This window comes from Brevibacterium limosum (assembly GCF_011617705.1).
GTDB lineage: Bacteria > Actinomycetota > Actinomycetes > Actinomycetales > Brevibacteriaceae > Brevibacterium > Brevibacterium limosum.
This window is the reverse complement of record NZ_CP050154.1, coordinates 1,547,926-1,571,685: the sequence shown is the minus strand read 5'-3', so window position 1 is coordinate 1,571,685 and position 23,760 is coordinate 1,547,926. Positions and strand designations below refer to the sequence as shown.

Sequence of the window (23,760 nt, the reverse complement as noted above, 5' to 3'; positions counted from 1 at the left end):
TGGCCGAGCGACCGTTGATCGCTTCAGTAGGCCCTCTTCACCTTCCATAGCACGTCGCGGAGACGGCGTGGATCTAGAGCTGAGACGACTATCGAAGTAGGAGTAAACGTCGGCGCAGGCGTCGCTGGCTTTACGGAGACGGGCAAGAACGCGACGCAAGGAGGGGTGACAAGCGGGGTGTCAGGCTGCGACTGCAGGTGACTCAATAATTGCTTCGTACTCAACAGGTGTCAAACGACCCAACCGGGCTTGCCGCCGACGCCGATGATACGTCCGCTCGATCCACGTCACGACCGCGATTCTCAACTGCTCCCGGCTCGCCCACCAGCGACGGTCGAGGACGTTCTTCCGAACCAGGGCGAAGAAGGACTCCATCGCAGCATTGTCACCAGCCGCGCCGACCCTGCCCATCGACCCGACGATGCCGCGGCAGTCCAGGGCGCGAGTGAATTTCTTCGACCTGAATTGGCTGCCGCGATCGGAGTGCATCACACTCCCGGTCACATCTCCGCCGCGACGGACCACAGCCATCTCGAGGGCATTGACAGCTGGGCCTTCATCCTTGAGCTGATCGAGTAGCCGACGATGCGCGAAGAGTAGATGTCCTTGAACGCGCACAAGCACAGCCTGCCTTCATCGGTGTGGTGCTCCGTTATATCGTTGAGGCAGAGCTGATTCGGGCCATCGGTTCGGAACTCGTGGCGGGTGCGCCCATCGGCATCAGTGATGATGCGCAGATCGTCATGAGCCGACGGGCCCGGCCTCTTACCGTTCTTGACTCGGGCCCTTCCGAAAACCGCGAACCACGAGTTGTCCGAGCACAACCGCCAAGCGGTGCGCACTGCCATGGGTTCACCGGCCGCCTCGGTCTCGTCGGCCAGGTACCGGTACCCGAAATCCTGATCGTCGGCATGGGCATCGAACAGGGCGTTGGCTCGATAGGCCTCGACAATATCGGCTTCAGGGACCGGGGAAGCCAGCCATCGGTAGTAGGGCTGGCTAGAGAGCTTCAAGACCCGCTCCCCGCGCGCTCCACTCTCGAGCGGGAGGTACCCCCTCTGGCACCGCCACGGGGGTCCCGTCGGCGGCGAGCTCTCTCACGAGCGGTTAGAGCCTTTTGACGGCAGATTCGCCTGCGACAAGTACCCGGCGGCACGACGCAGGGCCTCGTTCTCCTGTTCAAGCAGGCGAGTGCGACGTCGCAGCTCTCGCAGTTGGGCGGATTCGTCCGTGGTCTTGCCGGCTTGTTGCCGGCGTCGATGTCTGCTTGGCGGAGCCATTTCGCGATGGTGCCTTCGTGGATGCCGAAGTCCTTGGCGGTCTGGGCGATCGTGGTGTCCTTGTCCCGGCCCAGTGCGCTGCGGATGACGTCATCGCGGAACTCTTTCGGGTAGGGCTGTGGCATGGTGTCTATCCTTCCAGACTTGCTTGAGAACAAGCCAGATGAGATGTCATCAAACCCCTGCATCAGTCCCCAACTCCATTCGAGTGTCCTACTCCAACGAACCAAAGCTCGGTAGCTTCGAATACGGCAATGAAGGGAACTCCGTAATTTCAAACCTCGATAGTCGAGAACTCGTGCCATCACCACTGCTCGATCCGGCATCGTCATACAGTGTCCCGAAGGAACAAGGCATTTTCCGGCGAATTGCCAGTTGGTTTGCGTCGCTCGTTCGATAGAGCGAATTTAACGGCCCGAGCCCACTTCTACCTGCGGGACGCTCCTGTCCGTGTTATTGGTGATTTGTTTACCACACCGATTTAACCCCCACTCGAAAGCAAGGACATTCAGCCCTCGATGGCCGGACTAAGCGAGTCAAACATCACCGTCCTCTGAGCACTCCCTCACTCACTCCGGCCGGTGTTCGCTCATGACCTTCTGGAACAGCTCGTCGCCAAGCTTGTCGTAGTTCGCGTCCTCCGGATACCACTCGTCGAGTGAGGCGAAGTCGCCCTTGTCGTCATAGCCGAGTTCGGACACGGACTTCGCCCACTGAGTTCCAGCATCGTTCAGTGTCTTCGGTGCATCGGTGACGTCCGCCTTTTCAGCGGTCTTGTCCGACAGGGTCTTCGCGTACTTCGCCAGCTGTTTCTGCACGTCATCATCAAACGGCTTAACTGAACCGTCGTTGTCCTTCGCCTGCTCAACGGCCTGAGCCTTGGCTCCGATGACGACCTCCATCATCGTGCTAAACGTCGTCGACATCGAATCGAAGATGACCTGCTGGTAGGCGACCGGCAGCTCCGAATACTTCTTGCCCGCGGTGATCGCACCGGCCGACCGAGCAATTCCCGCGTCCGAGGCCACACCGATATTCGGGGCCACCTCAAAAGTGCCAGCCTCCACGTTCGGTGCCAACTGACCGAGATCGCAATCAACGGTTCCGCGCTGCAGCGCCTCATAGGTCTCCGGGAACGACAGCGACACCGGAGTCGCACCCAGATCGGTCACCTGCTTGCCCGCCGCGGCCGAACCGACGCGCACCTGCTTGCCCTTCCAGTCATCGAGCGAGGTCATCGGCTTCGAACACATCGTCGAATACCCACCCGCGGCGAGCATCGGAATGAGTGGAACGAGGTTCTTCTTCTCGAACTCCTCAAGCACCTCGGGCGTCTCCCACGCCGCCTGGACCCCAGCAGCGTTCGCCGCCAGATCACTGGCCACCGGCGAGGACGGCAGCGTCGACATGGCCGTGCCGATCGCGTCGAAGGCCGGGTACTCGGCCGGGGTGTACGACGGCAGGGTGAACGCGAGGTCGACTCGCCCATCAGCCAGAGCGTCATCGACGTCGGCGTAGCTGGCGATCGCCTGGCCCCATACGATGTCGACGGTGATCTTGCCGCCCGAGCGTTCCTCGATCGCCTCCTTCACATCGAGTCCGTTCGGCGCGAGGATCGACTTCTCCGACATCGCCGAGGGCTGGAATTTGATCGTCACCGGGTCAAGGTCGGCCAGAGCCTCATCGATCTCGTCCTGGGAGGCGTCATGGGCGAAGCCCTCTCCCGCGGAGTCCCCCGAACCTGACCCGTCGCCGCCGACAGATCCGGCGCAACCGGCCAATAGTGCCAGCGATGCGACCGCCGCAATGGCCTTGGCGGGGCGTGTTGCCGTGCGGATGCGCTTCATGGGACTCCTTTGAGCGAAGGCTGAGAATTCCCTCCAATCTTATGCCTGAATGAGGTCACCCTAACCATGAGTCCGCTCACACCCTGCGGCAGCCACCCAAACGGTGCAGTGCACGGTTGGGCAGGGCCGCCTCGGCGAGGGTTATCCGGACATTCCCCCGCTGGTGCGGCTGATGAGGTCGGGCAGCCATTCGGTCATTCCGGGCACCGTGACCATGAGGATGAGGAAGATGACGACGACGGGCAGGAACCACAACAGGGAGGTGAAGATATCGCGCAGCGTGACCGTGACACCGAGGTTGACCTCGGGGTTCTTCGCGATCGAGTGGACGATGTAGGGGATGATTCCCACCGGCGGGGTGACCATGGCGAACTCGCCGAGGAGGACGACGAAGACTCCGAACCACAGCGAGCTCACCCCCATCGTTTCGAGGGTGGGCAGGAGGATCGGGATGGTCAGCAGCATCATCGACAGGGTGTCGAAGAACATGCCCATGACGATGTAGAGGACGATGAGGACGAGCAGGAATCCGATCCGCGACAGTCCGAGGTCCGTGATGAAGCTGGTGAGGATGGGGGCGAGTCCGGTGATGGCGAGCAGACTGGTGAGCATGGTCGCGCCGATCATGATGAAGAAGATCGCCGAGGTGGCCGCCACCGTATCCATGGCCGAATCCGCGACCTTCCGCCACGGTTGTTCGCCCCGTTTCTCCCACACGCACAGCAGGAGTGAGCAGAGCGCGGCGGCGGCTCCTGCCTCGGTGGGGGTGAAGATGCCTGAGAACATGCCGCCGAAGAGCACGACGAGGATGATCGCGAAGCCCCAGACGCCGGTCAGGGAGGTGAGGCGGTCGCGCCAGGTGGTCGTGGGGCGGGTGGAGCTTGGTGTATCTGCTGTGTCTGTTGTGTTCTGGGCGTTCTGGCCGCGGCCGACGAGTTTCGGTGAGGCGACGCCGATGGCGAAGATGAAGGCGCCGAAGCACACCGCGAGCAGGATTCCGGGGACGGCTCCGGCCATGAGCGCGGGACCGACGGGGACGGAGGCGATGCCGGCGTAGACGACCATGAGGATCGAAGGTGGGATGAGATTGCCGGTCATGCCGGAGACCATGATCGTGCCGACGGCCATGCGGCGGTCGTAGCCGGCTTTGAGCATTTCGGGGATGCCGGCTCGGCCGAGGGCGTAGGTCATACCGATGGTCGAGCCGGTCACAGCCGACAGTCCTGCACCGGCGAAGGTGGTGCCGATGCCGATCCCTCCGGGCAGCCAGCTGAACCAGTGGTCGGCGACGCGGTAGACCTTGCCGGAGAGACCGGATTGAGTGAGCAGCATGCCCATGAAGATGAACATGGGAAGCACGCTCATCGACCAGTCCGAGACGGCGCTGAACGGTGCGGTGGAGAGGATGTTCATCGTCGCCGGGATGCCGGATACGGCGTAGACGCCGATGATCGACGGCACGGAAAGTGCAATGGCCACTGGGACAGAGAGGAAGAGGAGGACGAGCATCATCCCGATGCACCAGGCTCCCCCGATGGCGGCACTTGGGCTGGTGAAGAGGCCGATGAGGCAGACGGCGACAAGTCCGAACCCGACGGTCAAGGCCAGGGCGCCGGGGCGTTCGCGGCGGGAGCCATTCGGGAAGAGAGCCGTGGTGGGTTTCTGGGTGGTCGTGCCGATGATATTCGCGGTGTTCGCATCTTCCGGCGGCAAGGGTGCGCCGGTGAAGTCGGTGTTCGCGTTCACTGCTCCTCCCCTGCTTTGTGGCCGTGTGTGTTGCTGCGTCGAAGGATGGCGACGGCGTCAAGGACATAGAGCACCGCGAGGAGCACGAACACAATCGGGACGAGGTAATACACGGGCCAGGTGATGACGGCGGAGACGTCAGCGGTCGAACCGATCGCCGTGTACTCCAGCGCCTTCGTCAGCCCGAACCATGCGAAGGCGATCGAGACGAGCGCGCCGAGGAGGCAGGCGAAGACCGTGAACACTGCGGCAGTGGCAGGTTTCGCCCTCTCGATGGCCATGGTGACGGTGATGTGTTCCTTCTGCAGCTGAGCAGCGGGGATGCCTAGGAGGGCCACAATGGGCAGGTACCAGTATTCGACGATCTCGTTGGTGCCGTAGAGCGGGGCGTGGAAGATCGACCTGGCCAAGGCGTGGGTGACGATGTGGAGCATCATCACGATGATCGCCGTAGCCGTGGTGACCGTCAGCCATTTGTCGAGGACTTTGGTGAACGTGCTCATCGGGAGTCACTGTAGTCGTCGGTCAAGGTGCCGGTGGCGCCTGCACTGTTTACGGCTGGGACGATGCCATCCGCGCCTGCCCCACCGCCGGTGACGTCGGAAGCTCGCAACGCATCGATCAGGTCGACGACTTCGGAGGCGTCTGCCAGCCCGTCGGGGATCATCGCAGTGACTCGACGCGCGCCGGCCTCGGCGAGGGCGATGGGGTCGATACCGGGGATTTGGGAATAGCGGCGGGCGCTGCGAGGCAGCAGCGCGACGCCGAGCCCATTGGAGACGAGGGACTGGATGGCGCCCGGGTTATCGGTGATGTGCCGGGTCCGGGGCTCGAAACCAGCGGTGCGGCAGAGGCGTTCGGCAGTAGATCGGCACCGCACGCATCCCATGATCCACGGCAGTTCGGCAACATCGTTGAGGTGCTGGATCTGCCCGGCACGGTTCCAGCGTTCGGGCACGAGCAAGTCGAGGTGATCGGCGCCGAGGTCAACCGTCATGTGTCCGGCCAGCTCGGGCGGGGCTTCGTCTTCGTGATGAAAGAGGAAGGCAATGTCGATGGCACCGTCGTCGAGCATCCGCAGTGCTTCGGGCGGTTCGGCCTCGGAGACTTCGTAGGAGTGGTGAAGCGGTGAGTCAGCCTGTGTGCCCGCGTTTGCTTCGAGTCTGCCGAGTGCTGCGGCCAGTGGACCGATGACGAAGCTGGGGAATCCGGCGAGGCGGACATTGCGTCCGCCGAGGCCGAAGGCTTTCGCAAGGTCGTTGCGCAGTCCCGTCACCGAGGTGGCCACCTCGTTGGCGCGGATGCGGGCGAGTTGGCCGGCAGTGGTGAGTCGGATGCCGCGTGGGGTGCGATCGAAGAGGGTGACGTCGAGGTCCTTTTCCAGCGCATTCATGTGTTGGGACAGTGCTGGTTGGGACCAGCCGAGTTCGCGGGCTGCGGCACCGATGCTGCCTGCCTCGGCGATGGCGCCGAAGATCAGGAGGCGTTTGGGCTCGCCGAGGTCGAGAGCCTGTTCGAAGACCTTAGCCATAAGTCCAGCTTATGTCAGAGCAGAGCGATCTGGGTCTACCGGAGGTGGATGATGCGCACCACACTGGAAGTAATCGTCGTGACTTAAGTGCTGATTTGAGGAGTGGGAGTATGCGCAGGATCGGTCTGCTGGGTGGAATGAGCTGGCATTCGAGCATCGAGTACTACACGAAGGTCAACGATGCAGTGGCCAAGCAGCTCGGCGGTCATCATTCCGCGCAGATCCTCCTCGACTCGTGCGACTTCGCGGACATCCGGGAGCTGCAGGAGGCCAACGATTGGGCAGGTAATGACGCATCCCTGACGGCGACGGCGCAGCGTTTAGTCGATGGCGGCGCCGAAGCTGTCGCGATTGCCACCAATCTCATGCATAAGTGCGCCCCGGCGATCGTGGCCTCAGTCGATGCGCCTCTCATTCACATGGTCGATTCGATCGCGACTATGGCGAAGCGCCAGGGCTTTTCGACGCTGGCGGTTTTGGGCACCCGATGGACGATGCTCGAAGACTTCTACACCGGCCGGCTCGAAGCACAGGGCATCAAGACTGTGGTACCGGATGAGGCAACGTGCCTCGAGGTCGATCAGATCATCTGGGATGAACTCACCCAAGGGAAGTTTACCGATGCCTCCCGAGCCCGCTACGTCGAAATCATGAACGACCTCAAGGCTCGTGGCGCTGACGCTGTGGCCCTGTCGTGCACGGAGATCGGCCTGCTAGTCCCACCGGAGACCGCTCCCCTGCCCGCCATCGACTCCGTAGACGCTCACGTGGCTGCGATCGTCGAGTGGATGATTGCTGACGAATAACAAGAGCCACGTCGAGCGCGCCTGGGATCGGATGTTATTGCCAAACAGGACGATCGGCACCGGTCCACCGCCGTCGCCTATCGAACCGAATACATCCCGCGCGCAACCAACAACCTCCCTCTTAACCGCTTGCCAGCAAAGCTATGAGACACTCCAAACGATCTCTCACGAGCTAGACTTACCTCCAAGTGCTCCAATGAGCAACTCAAGCTTTCCACCAGCAACGAAGAGGTCGAGCGTGCAAGTTCTCAAAGACATACTGCAGGGAGTTCTCGGAAGCAGTGCCACAAGATACGAGATTCCTCTCTATCAGAGAACCTACGACTGGAAGAGAGCCCAGTTCGAAAAGCTCTGGGAAGATATCAAGGACCTAGCAGAATCCAAATCGACGGACCCGACAGCTGAACACTTCCTTGGCACGTTAGTCCTTGATAGTGGACACCAGATGCCAAGCGATCGCACCTATTTAGTAGTTGACGGACAACAGCGTCTTACAACACTCACCATGCTACTGGCAGCAATGAGGGATGTATATAAAGAAAACTTCCCTGATGCCAGTGACGCTGCAGAGATCGAAGAAAACGTTCTAGTCCACAGGCATAAGACCACCCACCCTGAAAGATTTCGCCTTTGGCCGACACAGGCCGACCGGGAGATTTTCGTCGAAATAATTGACGGAAACCCAAGCACCTCCGAAACTAGCAACCTTATAGAGGCATATAAGTATTTCAGATCCGAACTGCTTAAGGCTGTAGGGAATCTAAACAAATCACATCTCGATCAAATACAAGATGCCACGCTAAATGGATTGAGATTCGTAACAATTGTGGCCGAGGCTGGCGACAACGTTTACAGCATCTTCGAATCTCTTAATAATACCGGCCTAAAACTCACGCAGGGCGACCTACTCCGCAATTTCTTCTTCTCCCGGCTTAAAAATCTTTCAGAAGCCACTTACGATCAGTACTGGCGCCCCATGCAAGATCGTCTTTCACGTGCTGATCTTGCGCACCTCTTCTGGCTAGAACACACCTGGGTTAATACCGAAGTCAAAAAAGACGACACTTTCAAAAAACAATCCCAAAGAATGGATTCATTTAGCGCAGAAGAACTGCGAGAGGAGGTTAAGTACTTCAATGACCTCTCTAAGCTTCTCGAGATAATGCGTCACCCGAGAAAAGAAACTGACCCATCGCTGCAGCGCGCCCTGCAGCGACTTGTCGACTTTGGAATTGAATCAATCGATCCGCTCGTTCTAGGAATATTGAGCCAACGCCAACAAGGAAATGTAACTAGCTCGCAAGCATCCTCCGCGCTTTCCGTTCTTGAATCATTCCTCGTACGACGATTGCTAGTAAGAGCACCTCACAACGCCTTATCACGCATTCTTATGCGAGCCTACAGCTCCATAGATTTCAAAAACGTAGAGCATTCCCTCCGAGATTATCTTTCAAGGGACAACAAAGACTACGCGAACGACGAAACAGTATCAGAAGCTGTTACCTCGGTGAATTTCTACAGATCCGGTACCGCCAGACAGAGAAAGACTCTTCTTTCCTGGCTGGAAGAAGAGCTAGCAGGAAACGAACCCGCGAGCCTGAAAAAAACCACTATTGAGCACGTCATGCCGCAGAACTTGACCCAAGAATGGATAACTGAACTCTCTACCGATCTGGGAACATTCAGCTCCCCGGAAGCTGTGCATGCGACATATGTGCATACGCTCGCAAATTTAACGCTGTCTGGATACAATTCACATCTCAGCAATAGACCCTTTAAAGATAAGAAAAAACTCCTCATTGAGAAGAGTAATATTGAATTAAATAAATCAATTGCAATCGAAAAACACTGGACGCGGAATGAAATAGTTAAACGTGGAACTCAGATCAGCGAACTAGTTGCTAAACTATGGATCCCTCCACTTGAACAGAAGACATCAGAATCTACTTCTTTAAATAGGTTGCCAGTCAACGAAGCTTTATCGCAAATTCCGTCCGCACGGTGGGTCACAATTGGTGATTTGGCTGAGGCTTGTAGCACCACGATTTCCGACCTCACTCTCTTGTTGTCTGTGGAGAACATTCCATTGGCCTGGAAGATATTGGAGGCCAACGGGAGCCTCGATGAACATAGGATACTTGGTGGCATGCCGGTGGACCGTCGTCAAGCTGCTTTGCTCGAAGATGGCATCAAGTTTGATGAATCTGGACTCGCACAGTCTGTCCAGAGGTGGCATTTCCACGGAAACTCTACTTCCGATCCCATCAATTCGGAATATTCATCCGGCCCAGTACGGGAATTTCTCGACGAGGCCGTGAACCGACTTGCACCAAGCCTTAGCGGAGCGCTCTCTGAATTGGTAACTAAGCGGATGCGACAGGGTGACCGGGTTCTCTTCGGAGTTGACCCTGAAGACTCAGAAATTTTAACTGCTCAACTTCCTTCCAACAATAATTCTTCAGGCGGCACCACTGAATTGCGCTTGACAGCTGCCAATGGACTCTGGGTTCGCCGCAGCGGGGAGAACGACTTTGAGGTGTCGGATCCTCAAACGCTATTGACCGATTATTCGGGATAGGTTTCCAACTAGCCCCGCCCAAAGTCTAGGAATCACAATATCTGCGTTGTAGCGCGCGGTATTTAGTGGTCGTCGAAACGTGCTGTACTCGATGGTTCCTGGCTCATCCCAATCGGGGGTGTAGGAGTTGGGGTCTGAAGCCGCCGGTCTCGAGCAGGCTTCGGGCGATGTAGTTGGTCAGGTTGCGGAACCCGAGCGCGGAGCCGCGCAGGTGTTCGAGCCGTCCGTTGAGGGCCTCGGTCGGCCCGTTGCTGGTGCCGGGTCGTTCGAAGTAGGCGAGCACGCCAGCGGCTCGCCTACTTCAGGGTCCGGCCCAGGGTGGTGAGCTCGGTGAGCACCTTGGGGACGCCGGCGCTGAGGTCGGTGATCAGCTTCTCCATGAGCTCGCGGCCACGTTGCCGGTCCTCGTGGCGATAGGCGGCGATCATGCGCTAGTAGACACCCCAGGCCGCCTCGACCTCGACGTGAGCGTCATCAACGAACAGCGCGCGTAGCCTGTCGCTCTGCTTGTCGGTGAGCAGGTCCGCGCCGGTGTGCAGCGTGCGCCGCGACTTGTAGAGCGGGTCGTCCCTGAACCCACGGTGCCCGTGGATCGCGAGTTGGACCCGGCGCCGGCACCTGTCGAGGGCGTCACCGGCCAGGCGTACGACGTGGAAGGGATCCATCACCGTGACCGCGTCCGGGATCTCCTCTTCAGCGGCGGTCTTGAACCGGGTGAAGCCGTCCATCGCGACCACCTCGACCGCGTCACGGAAGGCGTCGTCGCGGTCGGCGAGCCAGGTCTTGAACGCCGCCTTCGACCGGCCCTCGACCATGTCCAGCAGCCTTGCTGGGCCGGCGCCATCGCGGACCGGGGTGAGGTTGATGATCACGGTGACGTACTTGTCGCCACGCCTGGTGTGGCGCCAGACGTGCTCATCGACGCCAATGACCTTCACGCCCTCAAACCGCGTGGGGTCGTTGATCAGCAGCCGCTTGCCTTCAGCCGGGACCGCGTTGGTGGCGGTGTCCCACGCGACCCCGAGTCCCTCGACGACACGGGCGACGGTGAGGTGTGCGACCACGCTCCCTTCCAGCGCCCACCGCAGCCCGGTGCGCGAGAGCTTCGCGCGTCGCTCCGCCGCGGCGCTGGTGTCTTGGCGCCACACATGTCCGCAGTCGGCACAGCGGTAGCGGCGCACTACAACTGCCAGCACGGTCGGTCGCCAGACCAGCGGCTCGTGGGCCAACCGCCGGATCACGGTGTCACGAGCAGCGCCTTCGCTGCCGCACCGTCGGCACCACTGATCTGGTTCCACCACGCGGCACGCGAGGGCCGCACGGTCCGGTTCAAGTCGTTGCCCGGTCACGCTCTGACCGAGGCCGTCGAGTCGAGCGAAGGCGGTCTGTTCAGGGCGGCCGAAGCCGGCCGGCGGGGTAGCGTCGGACACGTCGAGGTCTTTCGGATGGATGGCGTAGGAACCTCCGTCGTCGGGAGACCTCGACGTCTATCTGCGGACCGACGTGCCCGGCCGACCTACACCGTCATCTGAGAAGACCCCTGAAACGTCTTCGACGACGGGACCGGCGAGGAGGAGGGCGCGGTGAGCTAAAGGAATGGAGCTTGCTCGGCTTCGACGCTGCCGCAAGCTCCGGTGAAACGATCGGTACTGGTCGGTCCTCGTCGGTCACCACCGGATGGCAGCGTCCCCCATTCTCGGCGTTTGCGCAGGTCAGCGGCTCGTTCGCCCAGGGGACGCATCAAGCGATAGACGCAAAGCCGACGTGATTAGGTCGCCGGTTCGATTCCGACAGGCGGCTCCGGCGAAAAGCCCCTGACCTGCGGAAACGCAGGGCCGGGGCTTTTCTGTTCTGGTGGTCGAGCGATGCGCTGGCCTCACGGCTCTGCCCGCCACCGACGTCGCTCTCCTCTGCGACGGACCCCTAGCCGGCTGAGCGCTCACGGCCGCCATCCTGTCCGTGTGCCGATAGGCCTCACACCGCTCGGCAACGCAGCATGGCGTTGCGTCGCGACCTGGCGACGGGCTCGGCGGGGCGCGATCGTCTCGTGCGTTGGCGGACTACGGGAGCTTGGACGCGAGGACGTCTGCAGCCAGGATCTCGGGTGCTGCGCTGAGGAGGTGCTGGTTGGCCATCAGGGCTGCGACGATGGCGCCGTTGGCGTGGGCGTCGCGAGCGGCCTCGTCGGGGAATGCATCGAAGATCCAGAAGGTGTCGGCGTCGGTCCTGACCGCGAACCAGACAATCGTTCCTACTTCTTCGTTGGCGAGTGCGACAGCGCCGGCGAGCAGATCGGCGACCGCGTCGTGCTGTCCATCGGCCGCGACGATCTTGGCGACGAAGGCATACGGAAGTGATGCGGGTGTTGACATGAGGGACTCTCCTTGAAGTCGTGGTTCTTCGTATAACGAGTTCAGCTTATGACGAGCGAGGGCCGGTGGGTAGTGGCGTATACGGCAGTATTGCTATTGTTTACGTCATGCGTATTGGACTGATCGCGATTGACGGCTGCTTCGGTTCGGCTATCGCGTCGATCATCGACATCGTGCGGGTGGCCGACGGAGCCCGCGGCGATGTCGACCCGCGGATCGACCCGATCGAACTCGCCATCCTCGGACCGAAACGGCGAGTGACCACGACGGCATCGATGACCCTGTCGGTGGACCACCCACTGTCGGAGTCCGCAGAGTTCGACGTGGTCGTCGTCCCTGCGCTTGGAACCCTTACGGCCGCCGCTACCAACGACGCCCTCCAGAGCCGAGATGCTCGTTCGGTCATCGCCTCGCTCGGGCGCCTCGACGAGGCGACCACCCGGATCGCCGCGGCATGCACCGGCGTGTTCGCTGTTGCCGAGACCGGACGGATGCATCATCGGCGGGCGACGACCAGCTGGTTCCTGGGGCCGGAGTTCCTGAAGCGCTATCCGACCGTCGCCCTCGATCTCGACACCATGGTCGTGGTCGACGGGAACCTCGTCACCGCCGGCGCCGCGTTCGCCCACATCGACCTCGCGCTCTCACTCGTGCGATCGATCAGCCCCGACCTGGCCCAACACGTCGCCAAGCTCCTCATCATCGACGAGCGCCCGTCGCAGGCGGCCTTCGTCGCCTACGAACATCTCCGGCACGAGGACCCGATCGTCGTCGAGTTCGAACGCTTCGTGCGCGCCCGCCTGGACGAACCGTTCAACGTCGCCTTCGTCGCGCAGTCGCTCGGCACCAGCCGGCGCACACTCGAACGACGAGTCCGTGCGGCGCTCAACCTCACTCCGCTCGGCTTCGTCCAACGGCTTCGCATCGAACGAGCTCGACACCTCTCAGCAACCACGGACCTCACCTCCGCCGAGATCGCGCTACGGGTCGGCTACGCGAACGCCGAGACTCTGCGCTCCCTCCTGCGTAGGGAGCGACGCCGTTCCTGACCTATCGCCATGCCTGTAGCCGGTGTGCTAGTGCTCGACTGGAACCACCTCTCAGCACGTCGCGTAGCCGCTCCTGCGTCGACCCTGGACGACCCACTCGACACGCCCGCAGCACAGGCCATGTGACGTGTCCCGGCTTCCCGAACGGTCGGGGTTGGCTGGCTGTGATGTCGCTGCGTTCTCGTCGAGAGGATCAGCAGACCCGATCAGAGTCGATTGGGATAAGACGCGAAGGCGGTCAGTTCAGGGCGGCCGAAGCCGGCCGGCGGGGTAGCGTCGGACACGTCGAGGTCTTTCGGATGGATGGCGTAGGAACCTCCGTCGTCGGGAGATCTCGACGTCTATCTGCGGACCGACGCGCCCGGCCGACCTACACCCTCATCTGGGAAGAGCCATTTTGATTCGGCTGTCCAGAGGGCTACGTCTAATTGCCTCAGCGGTTCCAAGTCGAACTTAACTGTCCGCTCATCTTTCACAGCCTCTGCCTTGGACACTGTGGAACTCAGAACCGCACGTATTTCCTCATCCCGCATCAACTCGCGGAACACGACCCAGTCTTTCGCACGATCACCAAGGCGATTGATTCCCAGCAATTTGCACACGACGTTGTCTCGCACGGGAAACAAGGCCGGCCGCTTTCGTGCAGTGATCTTGCTAGCTGTCACCCATGCATTCGAACTCTTGGTGTCTGCCTTGACCAGCAACGACTTGACCAGGTCATAAAATTCTTCCATGGCCGGAAAGTCCCGCTCAACTGTATTTTCAAGCGTACAACTGGGTAGAGACTCCAGCTTTTCACGAAGTTCGTTTTGGATGGCTTCATCTTCAAGAATACGTCGAACTGCAAGTACCGGAATGTCCACTGACAGCGTTGTTACTGCTAGCAAGTCGGTTGCGGTGATCTCGTCCGAGGCATTTGGCTCAAGCCCAGCAAACGTAGCACCAGCGTAATTGGTCTTGGCATCGTAATATTGACGGACACGTTCCGGAGTCCGATCGTCCTTGAGAACGAGCAGACACTGCCTCTTGGCAAAATCTATAGCATCTACGCTGACCGTAGGAAATATAATTCCGACGCCAACCATTCACTTACTCACCTTGCTCAGGGGCGCGATCGAATCCGAAGCGCCAGCTCTTCAAACAATAGGACGCTGGGAACACGATTGGTAACTTGGTAGACAATTTCGCCATTCCGACACTACAAACCTACTATATACTCGGTGAATGAATGAGAGTCTGGCACGTGGACGAAGAGTCGCGATTTTCATCGCTCGCATTGCCAACTGCGAACCCAGTGACTTAAAGGTGCACGAATCTGATGGGGATAGCCGCGTCGTCATCGAATGGCACGTATTGCGCCAATCTCCTGTTTTTGGCCGGATCCTGGTTTGGACAGACAAAGCACAGTTTATAGCTCGGGGACAAGTCTTAGATCCGGACGCTGGCTATCAGACGATAGGTACAGGTCCAGTGGCGAGCACCGTTCACACAGATGACGAGATTGCCCGAAAGATTGTCGTGAACGCGCTCAACTTCTTAAACGCACTTAGGTCGATGGCGTCGGAGGAAGGCATCGATGAAGCGGTGTCAATGATGACCAATCGGCTCAATAGAATAGCCCACGGTCTGCAAAGTTGGGGCGCTGGCATGACTGCTGACTACCAGGGACCGAGTCCACATTTAGCTGAGGTAGAAGCAGCGACTTCACCAATAACCACCCGCCCGACGCTGCCAGTCCTTCTCATTGCAGCAGCCATTGCTCTCATTGGCGCCCTTGATATGCCCTACGGTTACTACCAGTTCCTGCGATGGGCGCTGACAATAACAGGTGTCTATATTATCTACGCTTCAATCCGCAGTGGTGTGGCCGCATGGTCCACGTTCGGCATAGCGTTACTTGTCTTATTCCTACCCGCAGTACTGGTTATCCTTCCTGCATCAATTTGGAAGCCGATCGACGTAGTAGTGGCCGTCCTACTCGTGTGTGCTGGCTTCACGATCAAGAGAACTGAGCCAAGAGAACTGAGCATTAAGTAGACGCACGCAAGGAAGCATCGTTGCTGAGAAATCGGCATCCCTACGCGAGATGATGGACTAGCCGAGCACGATCCGGCGGGTCGAATCCAACAATCCGTCGGCGGCCTCGGCGAGGAGTGACTCCTTCGAATCCTTACCCGCTCGGACGTACCGGCCAGTGAACGCATCCAATGTCCCCGAGGCCAAAGCCACAGCCAGATCGGTGACCTGCTCGGGTGAGGTCCAATCATCACCCTGGCGGAAATCGTGGACGGGCATCGACTTCGTCATGGCTGTCTCGACGACGCCCGGCGCCATCTCGAAGATACGCAGTCCCTTGTCATGCCCGAAGTGAACGACCGAGTCGGCGATGCGGAACAGTGCTGCCTTCGACGCCGAGTACACTGCATACGCCGGCGTTCCTTTCGCTCCCGACCCGGAGTTGAGGTCGATGATCCGGCTGGGACGGCCCGTCGCCTGGGCGCCCGCCATCAATACGGGTGCAAAGACGTTGATCATGAGCGCGACGCCGAGCACGTTCGCGTCGACGACGTCCTTGAGGCTCTCCGGATCGGCATCCCAAAGCGGCCCCTCCGTCGATTCGATGCGCCCGGCATTATTAATGAGCACCTGCAGGCGCTTGCCCGTCGACTTCTCGAGCCCAGCGACAGAGTCCCGCAGCTGGTTCACTGCATTGATGTCATCGGTGCGCAGACCGACGCCGGTCACCGCTCCCCCGGTCGCCTCAGCGATCTCATCAGCAGCAGACTCTGCCTTTTCCGCCGAGGTGGCCGTCACGATCACGTCGTAGCCGGCCTTTGCGAACGCCTCCGAGAGGTGGCCTCCGATTCCGCGGGCACCGCCGGTGATGAGGGCGATCGTCTCTGATGGGACCGCAGTCGCTTCTGTTGCAGAATCGCCGGCAGGCAGGTTCGTTCCGTAAGGCAGCTTCTCGGTCATGTCAGATCTCCTCGTGAGCGATGGGGGTACAGGTGGTCGGTGGTGCTTACTGTCTGGGTGCGCTCTGCCGCGATGCTCGGAGCGAATACAACAGAACCCGGTCGAACCACTGTAACGGTCGACCGGGCTCTGTGACGCACTGTTCTCAGCTGCGGACTTCAGCGCCGTGACGCTCGGCGGCCAACTTCGTCGCCGCTTCCCGCATCGCCGAGGCCTCATCGGCCTTGAGCGTGCGATCAGGGGCGCGGAAGGTCAGGCGGAACGCCAGCGACTTCTTGCCCTCGGGCAGCTGGTCCCCGGTGTAAAGGTCGAAAGTCTCGAGCAGTTCGAGCTCCTCCCCTGCACCTTCGCGCAACGTCGCCGCCAGAGTCTGCGTCGGCAGTTCGGCATCGACGATGAGGGCGACATCCTGACGCGACACCGGGTAGGTCGACAGCGCACCGTCCCAGGCACGCAGATCCTCTTGAGCCAGTAATGCGTCAAGATCGATCTCGAATCCGACGGTCCGTGCCGGCAGGCCAAGGTTCTCGCACACCTTCGGGTGCAGCTCACCGGCATGGCCGAGCAACTGACCATCGGCAAGAACGAACTTCGCCACGCGACCGGGATGCCACGGAGCGATCTGGTCGGCCTCGACGGTGACTTCAAGGCCGTTGACTGATGCGATCCGGCGGACCGTGTCGATGACGTCGGTGGCCTCGGCCTTGCGGCCCTTGCCCCAGACACCGGGCATCTCGGCATTGCCGGAGATGATGCCCGCGTAGTGGTAGGGCTGGGCCGGCACCGAGGCGTAGATCGCCTCGAGCTCGTCATCGCTCGGGTGGTATCCCGGCAGGTGACGCGGCCCCGGTCCCTCAGGCATTCCCGCCGAGGTGGATACGAGTCCGGCTTCGAAGAGCGCAACGTCTTTGGCTCCACGGCCCTGGTTGCGAACCACGAGGTCGACGAGAGTCGAGAGCAGGTTGGTGCGCATGAGCGGCAGGTCTTCGGACATCGGATTCGTCAGACGCACGTGCTGTCGGCGCACATTATCGGCCTCGAGCCGCAGTTGATCGTCCCGTTTTTCGTTCGTGAACGGGTACGACAGCACCTCGGTGAACCCGTCGGCAGCCAACAGGTTCGAGATCCGGCGACGCGTCTTCTGCGCCACCGTCAGTCCGTTGCCGGCCCGAGCGGCGGGCTGAACGGACGGAATCCGGTCGTAGCCGCCGGTGCGGGCGACTTCCTCGATGAGGTCGACGTCGTCGGTGATGTCCGTGCGCCAGCTGGGCACGGTCACCGACACCGTCTCATCGTCCTTAGTCGACACGCTCGCGCCGATGCCCTCAAGAAGTGAGGTCACCTCGGCGACGGTGTAATCGACACCGACCAGCGACGCCACACGGGCGACCTTGAGATCGAGCACGGTCGGTTCCGGAGCCTGTCCTACCTGTGTGGTCGCTGGGCTGAGCGTGCCGCCGCCGAGTTCGACGAGCAGATCGGCGCAGCGACGGGCAGCCACAGGAGCGAGATTCGGATCGACTCCACGTTCGAAGCGACGCGAGGCCTCCGAAGACAGCTTGTGACGACGCGAGGTGCGAGCAATCGAGATCGGGTCGAAGTGAGCGGCCTCGATGACGACGTCGGTGGTCTGGTCGTTGACTTCGACGGCGGCTCCGCCCATGACTCCGGCCAGGCCGATGACCTTCCCACCCTTGCCAGAAGCTCCAGCACCGCGGTCGGTGATGAGCAGATCCTCGGGGTCAAGCTTGCGCTCGACATCATCGAGAGTAGTGAACTTCTCCCCCGCGGTGGCGCGGCGCACGACGATCTCGTCGCCGAGCAGCGAAGTGTCGTAGGCGTGCAGCGGCTGTCCGAGTTCGAGCATGACGTAGTTCGTGACATCCACGGTCAGGCTGATCGGGCGCATGCCCGCCTGCTGCAGGCGACGCTGCATCCAGAACGGGGTCTTGGCGGCAGGGTTCAGGCCGGTGACCTGAAGGGCGGTGAACTGGTCACAGCCGGCCACCTCGTTGATGGGGTTGTTGTCCTCAACCGATACCGGGAATCCATCGTCGGTGGCCGCATTGGTGGGAGCCACCTCGGCGGATCCGATGTCGGTGAAAGTCTGACCCTTCATCTGCGCATATTCGCGGGCGATGCCGCGCATCGACAGCTGGTAGCCGCGGTCGGGGGTGACGTTGACGTCGAGGGTGACCTGGTCGAGGCCGAGCAGCGCGATCGCGTCATCGCCGGGCTCACCGGTCAGCCCAAGATCCGACAAAACGATGATGCCGGAGTGATCCTCGCCGAGTCCGAGCTCCTTGGCCGAGCAGATCATGCCATCGGACTTGTGACCGTAGGTCTTCCGGGCGGCGATCTTGAAGTCACCGGGCAGGACGGCTCCGGGCAGGCAGGCGACGATGAGGTCGCCGGGCACGAAGTTGTGCGCACCGCAGATGATGCCGCGGCTCGGGCGCTCCTCGCCGGGCTGCGGGTCCTTCGGATCGTCGAGATCCTCGTTGTGTTCGGGGCCGACGTCGACGCGGCACCAGTTGACGGTCTTACCGTTCGAGTGCTCTTCTTCGACGAGTTCGAGCACGCGGCCGACGACGAGGGGGCCGGTGATCTCGGGTCCGAAGAAGTCCTCTTCCTCGAGTCCGATGGACGCGAATTCGGCGGCGAGGGCATGGGGGTCGATATCGGCTGGGAGATCGACGTAGTCGGCCAGCCAGTTCAGTGGGACGCGCATATCAAGCCTTCATTCCGAAACGGGCCGAGAAGCGCACATCGCCTTCGACCATGTCATGCATATCGTTGATTCCCTCGCGCAGCATCAGGGTTCGCTCGATGCCCATACCGAAGGCGAAGCCCTGGTAGACCTCGGGGTCGATGCCAGCGGCGCGCAGCACATTGGGGTGGACCATTCCGCAGCCGCCCCATTCGATCCAGCCGGGGCCGCCGACCTTGTTGGGGAACCAGAAGTCCATCTCCGCGCTCGGTTCGGTGAACGGGAAGAAACTCGGGCGCAGTCGGGTCTTCGACTCCGGGCCGAACATCTCGCGGGCGAAGCCGTCGAGGGTGCCCTGCAGGTTGGCCATGGTCAGGCCCTTGTCGATGGCGATGCCTTCGATCTGGTGGAAGACCGGGGTGTGCGTGGCATCGAGCTCATCGGTGCGGAAGGTCTTGCCCGGGCACACGACGTAGAGCGGGACACCGCGTTCGAGCAGGGACCGCGACTGCACCGGTGAGGTGTGGGTGCGCAGGACGAGTCCCGCCTCAGGTGGGTCAACGAAGAACGTGTCCTGCATCTGGCGGGCCGGATGGTCGGGTCCGAAATTCAGGGCATCGAAGTTCAGCCACTCGGATTCGATCTCGGGGCCTTCGGCGACCTCCCAGCCGAGGCCGACGAAGTAGTCCGCTGCCTGTTCCTGGATGAGGCTCAGCGGGTGGCGAGCGCCGAGACGGCGCCGATCGGTGGGCAGGGTGACGTCGATGGCCTCTTCGATGAGCACGGCCGCATCGCGTTGGGCCTCGAGTTCGTTAAGGCGTGCGTCGTGGGCCTGCTTGACCGCTCCCCTGGACTTGCCGACGATCTTGCCGGCGGCGGCCTTATCGGCCTTGTCGAGTGAGCCGATGGCTCGGTTGGCGAGCGCCAGCGGGGCTTTGTCGCCGGTGTGGTCGATCTTCGCCTGCTTGAGCTCGTCGAGAGTCGTCGCATCCGCGAAAGCCTTGAGTGCCGCGTCGACGGCCTGCTTCACGGCCGACTCGTCCAAGGGGTCGAGTTGGTCTGTCATCAATGTCCTTTTGTCCGTACTTGCCCGTAGCTGTGGGGACGTCATTCTTCTTCGCGTGCCAGTCTATCGTCTCCCCTGCCGAGAACTGGGGCGGCGTCCGCTGGGTGGGTGGGCCGCCTCGGTGGGCGTTCCCTTCGCCGAGGCGGCCCTACGGTTCCCTACGTCCGCTGGGTGGGTGGTCCACCTCGGTGCGGGTGGGATCTCACCTGGGTGCGAGGGTGTGTTCTGGATCATTGGGATCGAATCGTGAGAAGCGTAGGGTCGGGACCATGACGACACAACGTGCATCCGATGTCATGGTCAGAGCCCTCGAGAACGAGGGCGTCGAGCGGATTTTCGGCATTCCCGGTGAGGAGAACCTCGACTTCGTCGACTCTCTGCGGGACTCATCGATCGAACTCATCCTCACCCGCCACGAGCAGGCCGCCGCATTCATGGCCGCCACCTATGGGCGGCTGACGGGACGGCCAGGTGTCGTGCTGACGACCCTGGGCCCGGGGGCACTCAATCTGGCGACCGGGGCGGCGTACGCCCACCTCGGCGGGATGCCGGTCATCATGATCACCGGGCAGAAGGGCATCAGGACGGCCGAGCAGGCAGCGTTCCAGATGGTGAATACGGTGGCGACGATGGATCCGCTGACGAAGGTGAGCAAGCAGATCACCTCGGCGGCGATGATTCCGACGATGGTCCGGGAGGCGTTCCGTGCCGCTCAGGCCGAGCGTCCGGGACCGGTGCACCTCGAGCTGCCCGAGGACATTGCCGGGATGCCGGTCGACGGGTTCGAGCTCATCGAACCGCATACGAACACTCGGCCCGTCGCCGGGGATACGGCGATTGCGAACGCCGCGAACGTCATCAAGGAGGCGAAGAACCCGCTGCTCATGCTCGGTGCGGATGCCTCCCGGGCTTCGTGCAGTGAGGCGCTGTCGCGTTTCGTCGCCCAGATGCGCATCCCCTACGTCACCACACAGATGGGCAAGGGGTCGGTGACGGGAGCGTCGGATCTGTACATGGGCACGGCGGCGCTGACGTCCGGTGACTACGTCCACGACGCGATCGACGCCGCCGATGTCATCGTCACCATCGGTCACGATACGACGGAGAAGCCGCCGTTCACGATGGATGAGAACGGACCGACCGTCGTGCACATCGGGTACCGTCCCGCCATCGTCGAACAGGTGTATTTCCCGCAGTTCGAGGTCATCGGTGACCTGGGTCCGTCCTTGGACAGGCTCGCCGAGGTGCTCGGAGGTCCCGTGCCCACCGCCGAGACGCTCCTGCCGATGCGCGATGAGATCCTCATCAAGATCCACGAGGGGGCCGATGAGGATCGGTTCATCCCGCAGCGCATCGTCCAGGAGGTTCGTGACGTCGTGCCGACCGATGGGATCGTGGCGCTGGACAACGGGATGTACAAGATCTGGTTCGCCCGCAACTACCGCACGACCAGGGCGAATACCCTGCTGCTCGACAATGCACTGGCGACGATGGGAGCCGGACTGCCCTCGGCGATCGGGGCGAAGCTGACCTACCCGGAACGTCGAGTCATGGCCGTGGTCGGCGACGGCGGGTTCATGATGAACAGCCAGGAGATGGAGACCGCGGTCAGGCTCGGGTTGGACCTCGTCGTGGTCATCCTCGAGGACTATGCCTACGGCATGATCCGGTGGAAGCAGACAGCCGACGGGATGCCCGACTTCGGTCTGACCTTCGACAACCCCGACTTCGTGAAGTACGCGGAATCGTATGGTGCCACCGGCACCCGCGTCGAGGATGTCGACGGTATCAGCGATGCCTTGGAGAACGCGTTCGAGGCCGGCGGTGTGCACGTCGTGGTCGTACCCATCGACTATTCGGAGAACAAACGGGTGCTCATCGACGAGTTGGGGCAGCGGTGAGGCGCGCCGGGTGAACCGATCGCCGTGTGCAAGCGGAAGCCGCTGAATTACTGAGAGCCCCAGCCGAGGTCGACTCGGCTGGGGCTCTCAGCGTGTTCCTGGGGGCTCAATACGCCAGAGGACGTTCAGGCGACTCAAACGGGTAGCGAGCGCGGAAGTCATCGGCGATTTCGCCCATTGTCACGATCTTCACTCCGTCGTGTCCGCCGATGTAGTCCAGCAGTCGTTCGAGCATGAGCAGCACCTGCGGTCGGCCGGACACGTCCGGGTGGATCGTAATTGGGAAGATCGCATAGTCGAGTTCGCGGTAGACCCAGTCGAACTGGTCGCGCCACAGGGTCCCGATATCGCGCGGATTCACGAAGCCGTGGCTGTTCGGGCTGCTCTTCACGAACAGCATCGGAGGCAGGTCGTCAACGTACCAGTTCGCGGCGATCTCGACGAGGTCGATCTCCTGACCGTGTTTCAGCGGCTTCATCCACGTTTCAGGCGACTGAGAATAGTCGATCGGCGTCCATTCGTCGCCGGCGATGGAATAGTAAGGAACGAAATCCTTATGACTCTGGCTGTGATCATAGTCGAACCCGAACTTCTTGAGCAGCTCTGGAGTGTATGCGCTCAGCTCCCACCACGGGGCAACATAGCCGCGCGGCTGGCTGCCCGTGAGGTTCGTGATGAGCTCGACGGACTTCTCCATGACGAGGTCTTCCTGACGGTTCGTCATCGCGACGGGATTCTCGTGACTGTATCCATGGGCGCCGATCTCATGTCCGTCGTCGTGCACCATCTTGCACTGGTCAGGGAAAGTCTCGAGAGAATGACCGGGGATGAACCAGCTTGCCTTGAGATCGCGACGTTTGAGCATCTTCAGGAGTCTGGGAACTCCGATTTCGCCGGCGAAAATGCCCCTTTGTATGTCCGAGGGAGAATCCTCCCCACCGTAGGAACCGAGCCAGCCTGATACTGCATCGATGTCGATACCGAGTGAAACGAAAATCTCTTTGGCCATCTTGCGCATCCTCCGTCGATTCGAAAGTGAGAACGCGGACTCGCTCGCTGCAGGCGAATGCCGCGATGCTGTGAGTCTTTCACCGAAGAGTGATCTGTGCAATAGGTGTCTCACCAGGTCAGAGAGCGTGCTCCTCCGCTAGGAGGCTCCCGTGCTCACTCCACGGTGATGCCCAGTTCGGAGGCGAAGAGTTCGGCGAAGAGCATGAGCTGAGTTTCATCGATGGTCGCTCCGCGCAGTGAGTGGACACCGGAGATCTTGTGCGGCTCCAGTCCCCGGATGTCGACGTTGCCGAGAGTGGCGCCTTCGCAGTGGAAGACACCGACGTTGCTTCCGGGAAATGCGACTCGACTGACCTTGGCACGGTCGAGATCGATCTCGTCGATCTTGCAGTCGCGGAACTCGACATCAGTGAGTTTCGACTCGCGCAGGTTGAGGTAGGAGATGCGGCAGTTGGTGAATACCACCTTCTCCCACACGCTGTCATAGACGACTCCGGCACCGATCCGTGTTCCAGAGATCTCGGTGCGCAGCAGGTTCCCCCGAGGCATGTTCCAGGTGTCTGCGCGGCAGTCCGTGATCTCCGTTCCCGAGATCCTGGCTCCGGTGAGATCGATCGGAGATTCGGCATCGCCGAAATTGACGTTCGACCATCGGCAGTCCAGGAACGTCGCCTGCGCGGCGGCCACCTCGGCGAGGTTGAGGTCGGTGAATTCCATCCCTTCGAGGAATTCCTCTGCATCGATATCGCCGAGGCAGCCCTCCACGAGATTCTCGAGTCTGATCTTCGTTGGGCGCGGGCTCTCAGTCGTCATAGGCCCACCCTATTCGGTGGCAGTGACATACCACGTCGGCGGCACGTGGCCTCAAGAACATCGACAGCAGACGG

16 protein-coding genes and 2 pseudogenes are annotated in these 23,760 nt (G+C 61.2%); 5 read left to right on the top strand and 13 right to left on the bottom strand.

Annotated features, from left to right (window positions below):
* Positions 1-180: 180 nt before the first annotated feature.
* From GUY37_RS07075 to GUY37_RS07055, 5 genes and pseudogenes are all read right to left on the bottom strand, one after another.
* A pseudogene (locus GUY37_RS07075) lies at positions 181-1,405 on the bottom strand (IS3 family transposase).
* Positions 1,406-1,849: 444 nt separating this feature from the next.
* Positions 1,850-3,127: a TRAP transporter substrate-binding protein DctP gene (gene dctP / locus GUY37_RS07070; RefSeq protein ID WP_166823857.1), complete on the bottom strand. Its 1,278-nt coding sequence runs from the start codon at positions 3,125-3,127 to the stop codon at positions 1,850-1,852.
* A gap of 141 nt (positions 3,128-3,268) precedes the next feature.
* Complete coding sequence (locus GUY37_RS07065) at positions 3,269-4,873, bottom strand: TRAP transporter large permease (protein WP_166823854.1); 1,605 nt, start codon at positions 4,871-4,873, stop codon at positions 3,269-3,271.
* Entirely contained in the window at positions 4,870-5,376 is a 507-nt protein-coding gene (locus tag GUY37_RS07060) for a TRAP transporter small permease (protein WP_166823852.1), read from the bottom strand. Before GUY37_RS07060 ends, GUY37_RS07065 begins: the two co-directional genes overlap by 4 nt.
* Positions 5,373-6,404: a LysR family transcriptional regulator gene (locus tag GUY37_RS07055; protein ID WP_166823849.1), complete on the bottom strand. Its 1,032-nt coding sequence runs from the start codon at positions 6,402-6,404 to the stop codon at positions 5,373-5,375. Before GUY37_RS07055 ends, GUY37_RS07060 begins: the two co-directional genes overlap by 4 nt.
* Before the next feature lie 110 nt (positions 6,405-6,514).
* On the opposite strand from GUY37_RS07055, the gene GUY37_RS07050 reads away from it, so the two are divergent.
* Together GUY37_RS07050 and GUY37_RS07045 are read left to right on the top strand one after the other, a co-directional pair.
* Positions 6,515-7,210 (top strand): aspartate/glutamate racemase family protein, encoded by a 696-nt coding sequence (locus tag GUY37_RS07050; RefSeq protein ID WP_166823846.1) that lies wholly within the window; start codon positions 6,515-6,517, stop codon positions 7,208-7,210.
* A 238-nt stretch (positions 7,211-7,448) separates the two neighbouring features.
* On the top strand, positions 7,449-9,788 hold the full coding sequence (locus tag GUY37_RS07045; RefSeq protein WP_166823843.1) for a DUF262 domain-containing protein: 2,340 nt from the start codon (positions 7,449-7,451) through the stop codon (positions 9,786-9,788).
* Positions 9,789-9,891: 103 nt separating this feature from the next.
* Here GUY37_RS07045 and GUY37_RS07040 read toward each other — a convergent pair.
* Positions 9,892-11,218 (bottom strand): annotated as a pseudogene (locus tag GUY37_RS07040) (ISL3 family transposase).
* Positions 11,219-11,848: 630 nt separating this feature from the next.
* Positions 11,849-12,160, bottom strand: coding sequence for a putative quinol monooxygenase (locus GUY37_RS07035; protein ID WP_062861908.1), 312 nt, complete (start codon positions 12,158-12,160; stop codon positions 11,849-11,851).
* Between the two features lie 107 nt (positions 12,161-12,267).
* On the opposite strand from GUY37_RS07035, the gene GUY37_RS07030 reads away from it, so the two are divergent.
* Positions 12,268-13,209, top strand: a complete 942-nt coding sequence (locus GUY37_RS07030) for a GlxA family transcriptional regulator (RefSeq protein ID WP_062244175.1) — start codon at positions 12,268-12,270, stop codon at positions 13,207-13,209.
* Between the two features lie 341 nt (positions 13,210-13,550).
* On the opposite strand, the gene GUY37_RS07025 is transcribed toward GUY37_RS07030, so the two are convergent.
* Positions 13,551-14,294, bottom strand: coding sequence for a DUF6308 family protein (locus GUY37_RS07025; RefSeq protein ID WP_166823840.1), 744 nt, complete (start codon positions 14,292-14,294; stop codon positions 13,551-13,553).
* A gap of 139 nt (positions 14,295-14,433) precedes the next feature.
* Here GUY37_RS07025 and GUY37_RS07020 point away from each other — a divergent pair, with 139 nt between their 5' ends.
* Positions 14,434-15,246: a DUF6804 family protein gene (locus GUY37_RS07020; RefSeq protein WP_166823837.1), complete on the top strand. Its 813-nt coding sequence runs from the start codon at positions 14,434-14,436 to the stop codon at positions 15,244-15,246.
* Between the two features lie 57 nt (positions 15,247-15,303).
* On the opposite strand, the gene GUY37_RS07015 is transcribed toward GUY37_RS07020, so the two are convergent.
* The 3 genes from GUY37_RS07015 to pheS all read right to left on the bottom strand — a co-directional run bounded on the left by GUY37_RS07015 (position 15,304) and on the right by pheS (position 19,961).
* Positions 15,304-16,185: an SDR family NAD(P)-dependent oxidoreductase gene (locus tag GUY37_RS07015; protein ID WP_166823834.1), complete on the bottom strand. Its 882-nt coding sequence runs from the start codon at positions 16,183-16,185 to the stop codon at positions 15,304-15,306.
* Between the two features lie 145 nt (positions 16,186-16,330).
* Positions 16,331-18,916: a phenylalanine--tRNA ligase subunit beta gene (pheT, locus tag GUY37_RS07010; RefSeq protein ID WP_166823831.1), complete on the bottom strand. Its 2,586-nt coding sequence runs from the start codon at positions 18,914-18,916 to the stop codon at positions 16,331-16,333.
* Position 18,917: 1 nt separating this feature from the next.
* The gene (gene pheS / locus GUY37_RS07005; protein ID WP_166823828.1) at positions 18,918-19,961 is read right to left on the bottom strand and encodes a phenylalanine--tRNA ligase subunit alpha; all 1,044 of its coding nucleotides are present in this window, start codon (positions 19,959-19,961) and stop codon (positions 18,918-18,920) included.
* 269 nt (positions 19,962-20,230) lie between these two features.
* Between pheS and GUY37_RS07000 the strand changes: the two genes are divergently transcribed.
* Positions 20,231-21,862: an acetolactate synthase large subunit gene (locus GUY37_RS07000; protein WP_166823825.1), complete on the top strand. Its 1,632-nt coding sequence runs from the start codon at positions 20,231-20,233 to the stop codon at positions 21,860-21,862.
* Between the two features lie 106 nt (positions 21,863-21,968).
* On the opposite strand, the gene GUY37_RS06995 is transcribed toward GUY37_RS07000, so the two are convergent.
* Both GUY37_RS06995 and GUY37_RS06990 read right to left on the bottom strand, forming a co-directional pair.
* The gene (locus GUY37_RS06995) at positions 21,969-22,871 is read right to left on the bottom strand and encodes a polysaccharide deacetylase family protein (protein ID WP_166823822.1); all 903 of its coding nucleotides are present in this window, start codon (positions 22,869-22,871) and stop codon (positions 21,969-21,971) included.
* Positions 22,872-23,026: 155 nt separating this feature from the next.
* A complete protein-coding gene (locus tag GUY37_RS06990; RefSeq protein ID WP_166823819.1) occupies positions 23,027-23,686 on the bottom strand; it encodes a pentapeptide repeat-containing protein in 660 nt (219 codons plus the stop codon).
* Positions 23,687-23,760 lie beyond the last annotated feature (74 nt).

What these genes read in the sequence shown, in the direction of transcription:
- GUY37_RS07030 (WP_062244175.1), top strand. Translation starts at nt 12,268, where the DNA reads ATGCGTATTGGACTGATCGCGATTGACGGCTGCTTCGGTTCGGCTATC.
- GUY37_RS07000 (WP_166823825.1), top strand. Translation starts at nt 20,231, where the DNA reads ATGACGACACAACGTGCATCCGATGTCATGGTCAGAGCCCTCGAGAAC.
- GUY37_RS07060 (WP_166823852.1), bottom strand. Translation starts at nt 5,376, where the DNA reads ATGAGCACGTTCACCAAAGTCCTCGACAAATGGCTGACGGTCACCACG.
- GUY37_RS06995 (WP_166823822.1), bottom strand. Translation starts at nt 22,871, where the DNA reads ATGGCCAAAGAGATTTTCGTTTCACTCGGTATCGACATCGATGCAGTA.
- pheT (WP_166823831.1), bottom strand. Translation starts at nt 18,916, where the DNA reads ATGCGCGTCCCACTGAACTGGCTGGCCGACTACGTCGATCTCCCAGCC.
- pheS (WP_166823828.1), bottom strand. Translation starts at nt 19,961, where the DNA reads ATGACAGACCAACTCGACCCCTTGGACGAGTCGGCCGTGAAGCAGGCC.
- GUY37_RS07025 (WP_166823840.1), bottom strand. Translation starts at nt 14,294, where the DNA reads ATGGTTGGCGTCGGAATTATATTTCCTACGGTCAGCGTAGATGCTATA.
- GUY37_RS07055 (WP_166823849.1), bottom strand. Translation starts at nt 6,404, where the DNA reads ATGGCTAAGGTCTTCGAACAGGCTCTCGACCTCGGCGAGCCCAAACGC.
- GUY37_RS07020 (WP_166823837.1), top strand. Translation starts at nt 14,434, where the DNA reads ATGAATGAGAGTCTGGCACGTGGACGAAGAGTCGCGATTTTCATCGCT.
- GUY37_RS06990 (WP_166823819.1), bottom strand. Translation starts at nt 23,686, where the DNA reads ATGACGACTGAGAGCCCGCGCCCAACGAAGATCAGACTCGAGAATCTC.
- dctP (WP_166823857.1), bottom strand. Translation starts at nt 3,127, where the DNA reads ATGAAGCGCATCCGCACGGCAACACGCCCCGCCAAGGCCATTGCGGCG.
- GUY37_RS07035 (WP_062861908.1), bottom strand. Translation starts at nt 12,160, where the DNA reads ATGTCAACACCCGCATCACTTCCGTATGCCTTCGTCGCCAAGATCGTC.
- GUY37_RS07050 (WP_166823846.1), top strand. Translation starts at nt 6,515, where the DNA reads ATGCGCAGGATCGGTCTGCTGGGTGGAATGAGCTGGCATTCGAGCATC.
- GUY37_RS07015 (WP_166823834.1), bottom strand. Translation starts at nt 16,185, where the DNA reads ATGACCGAGAAGCTGCCTTACGGAACGAACCTGCCTGCCGGCGATTCT.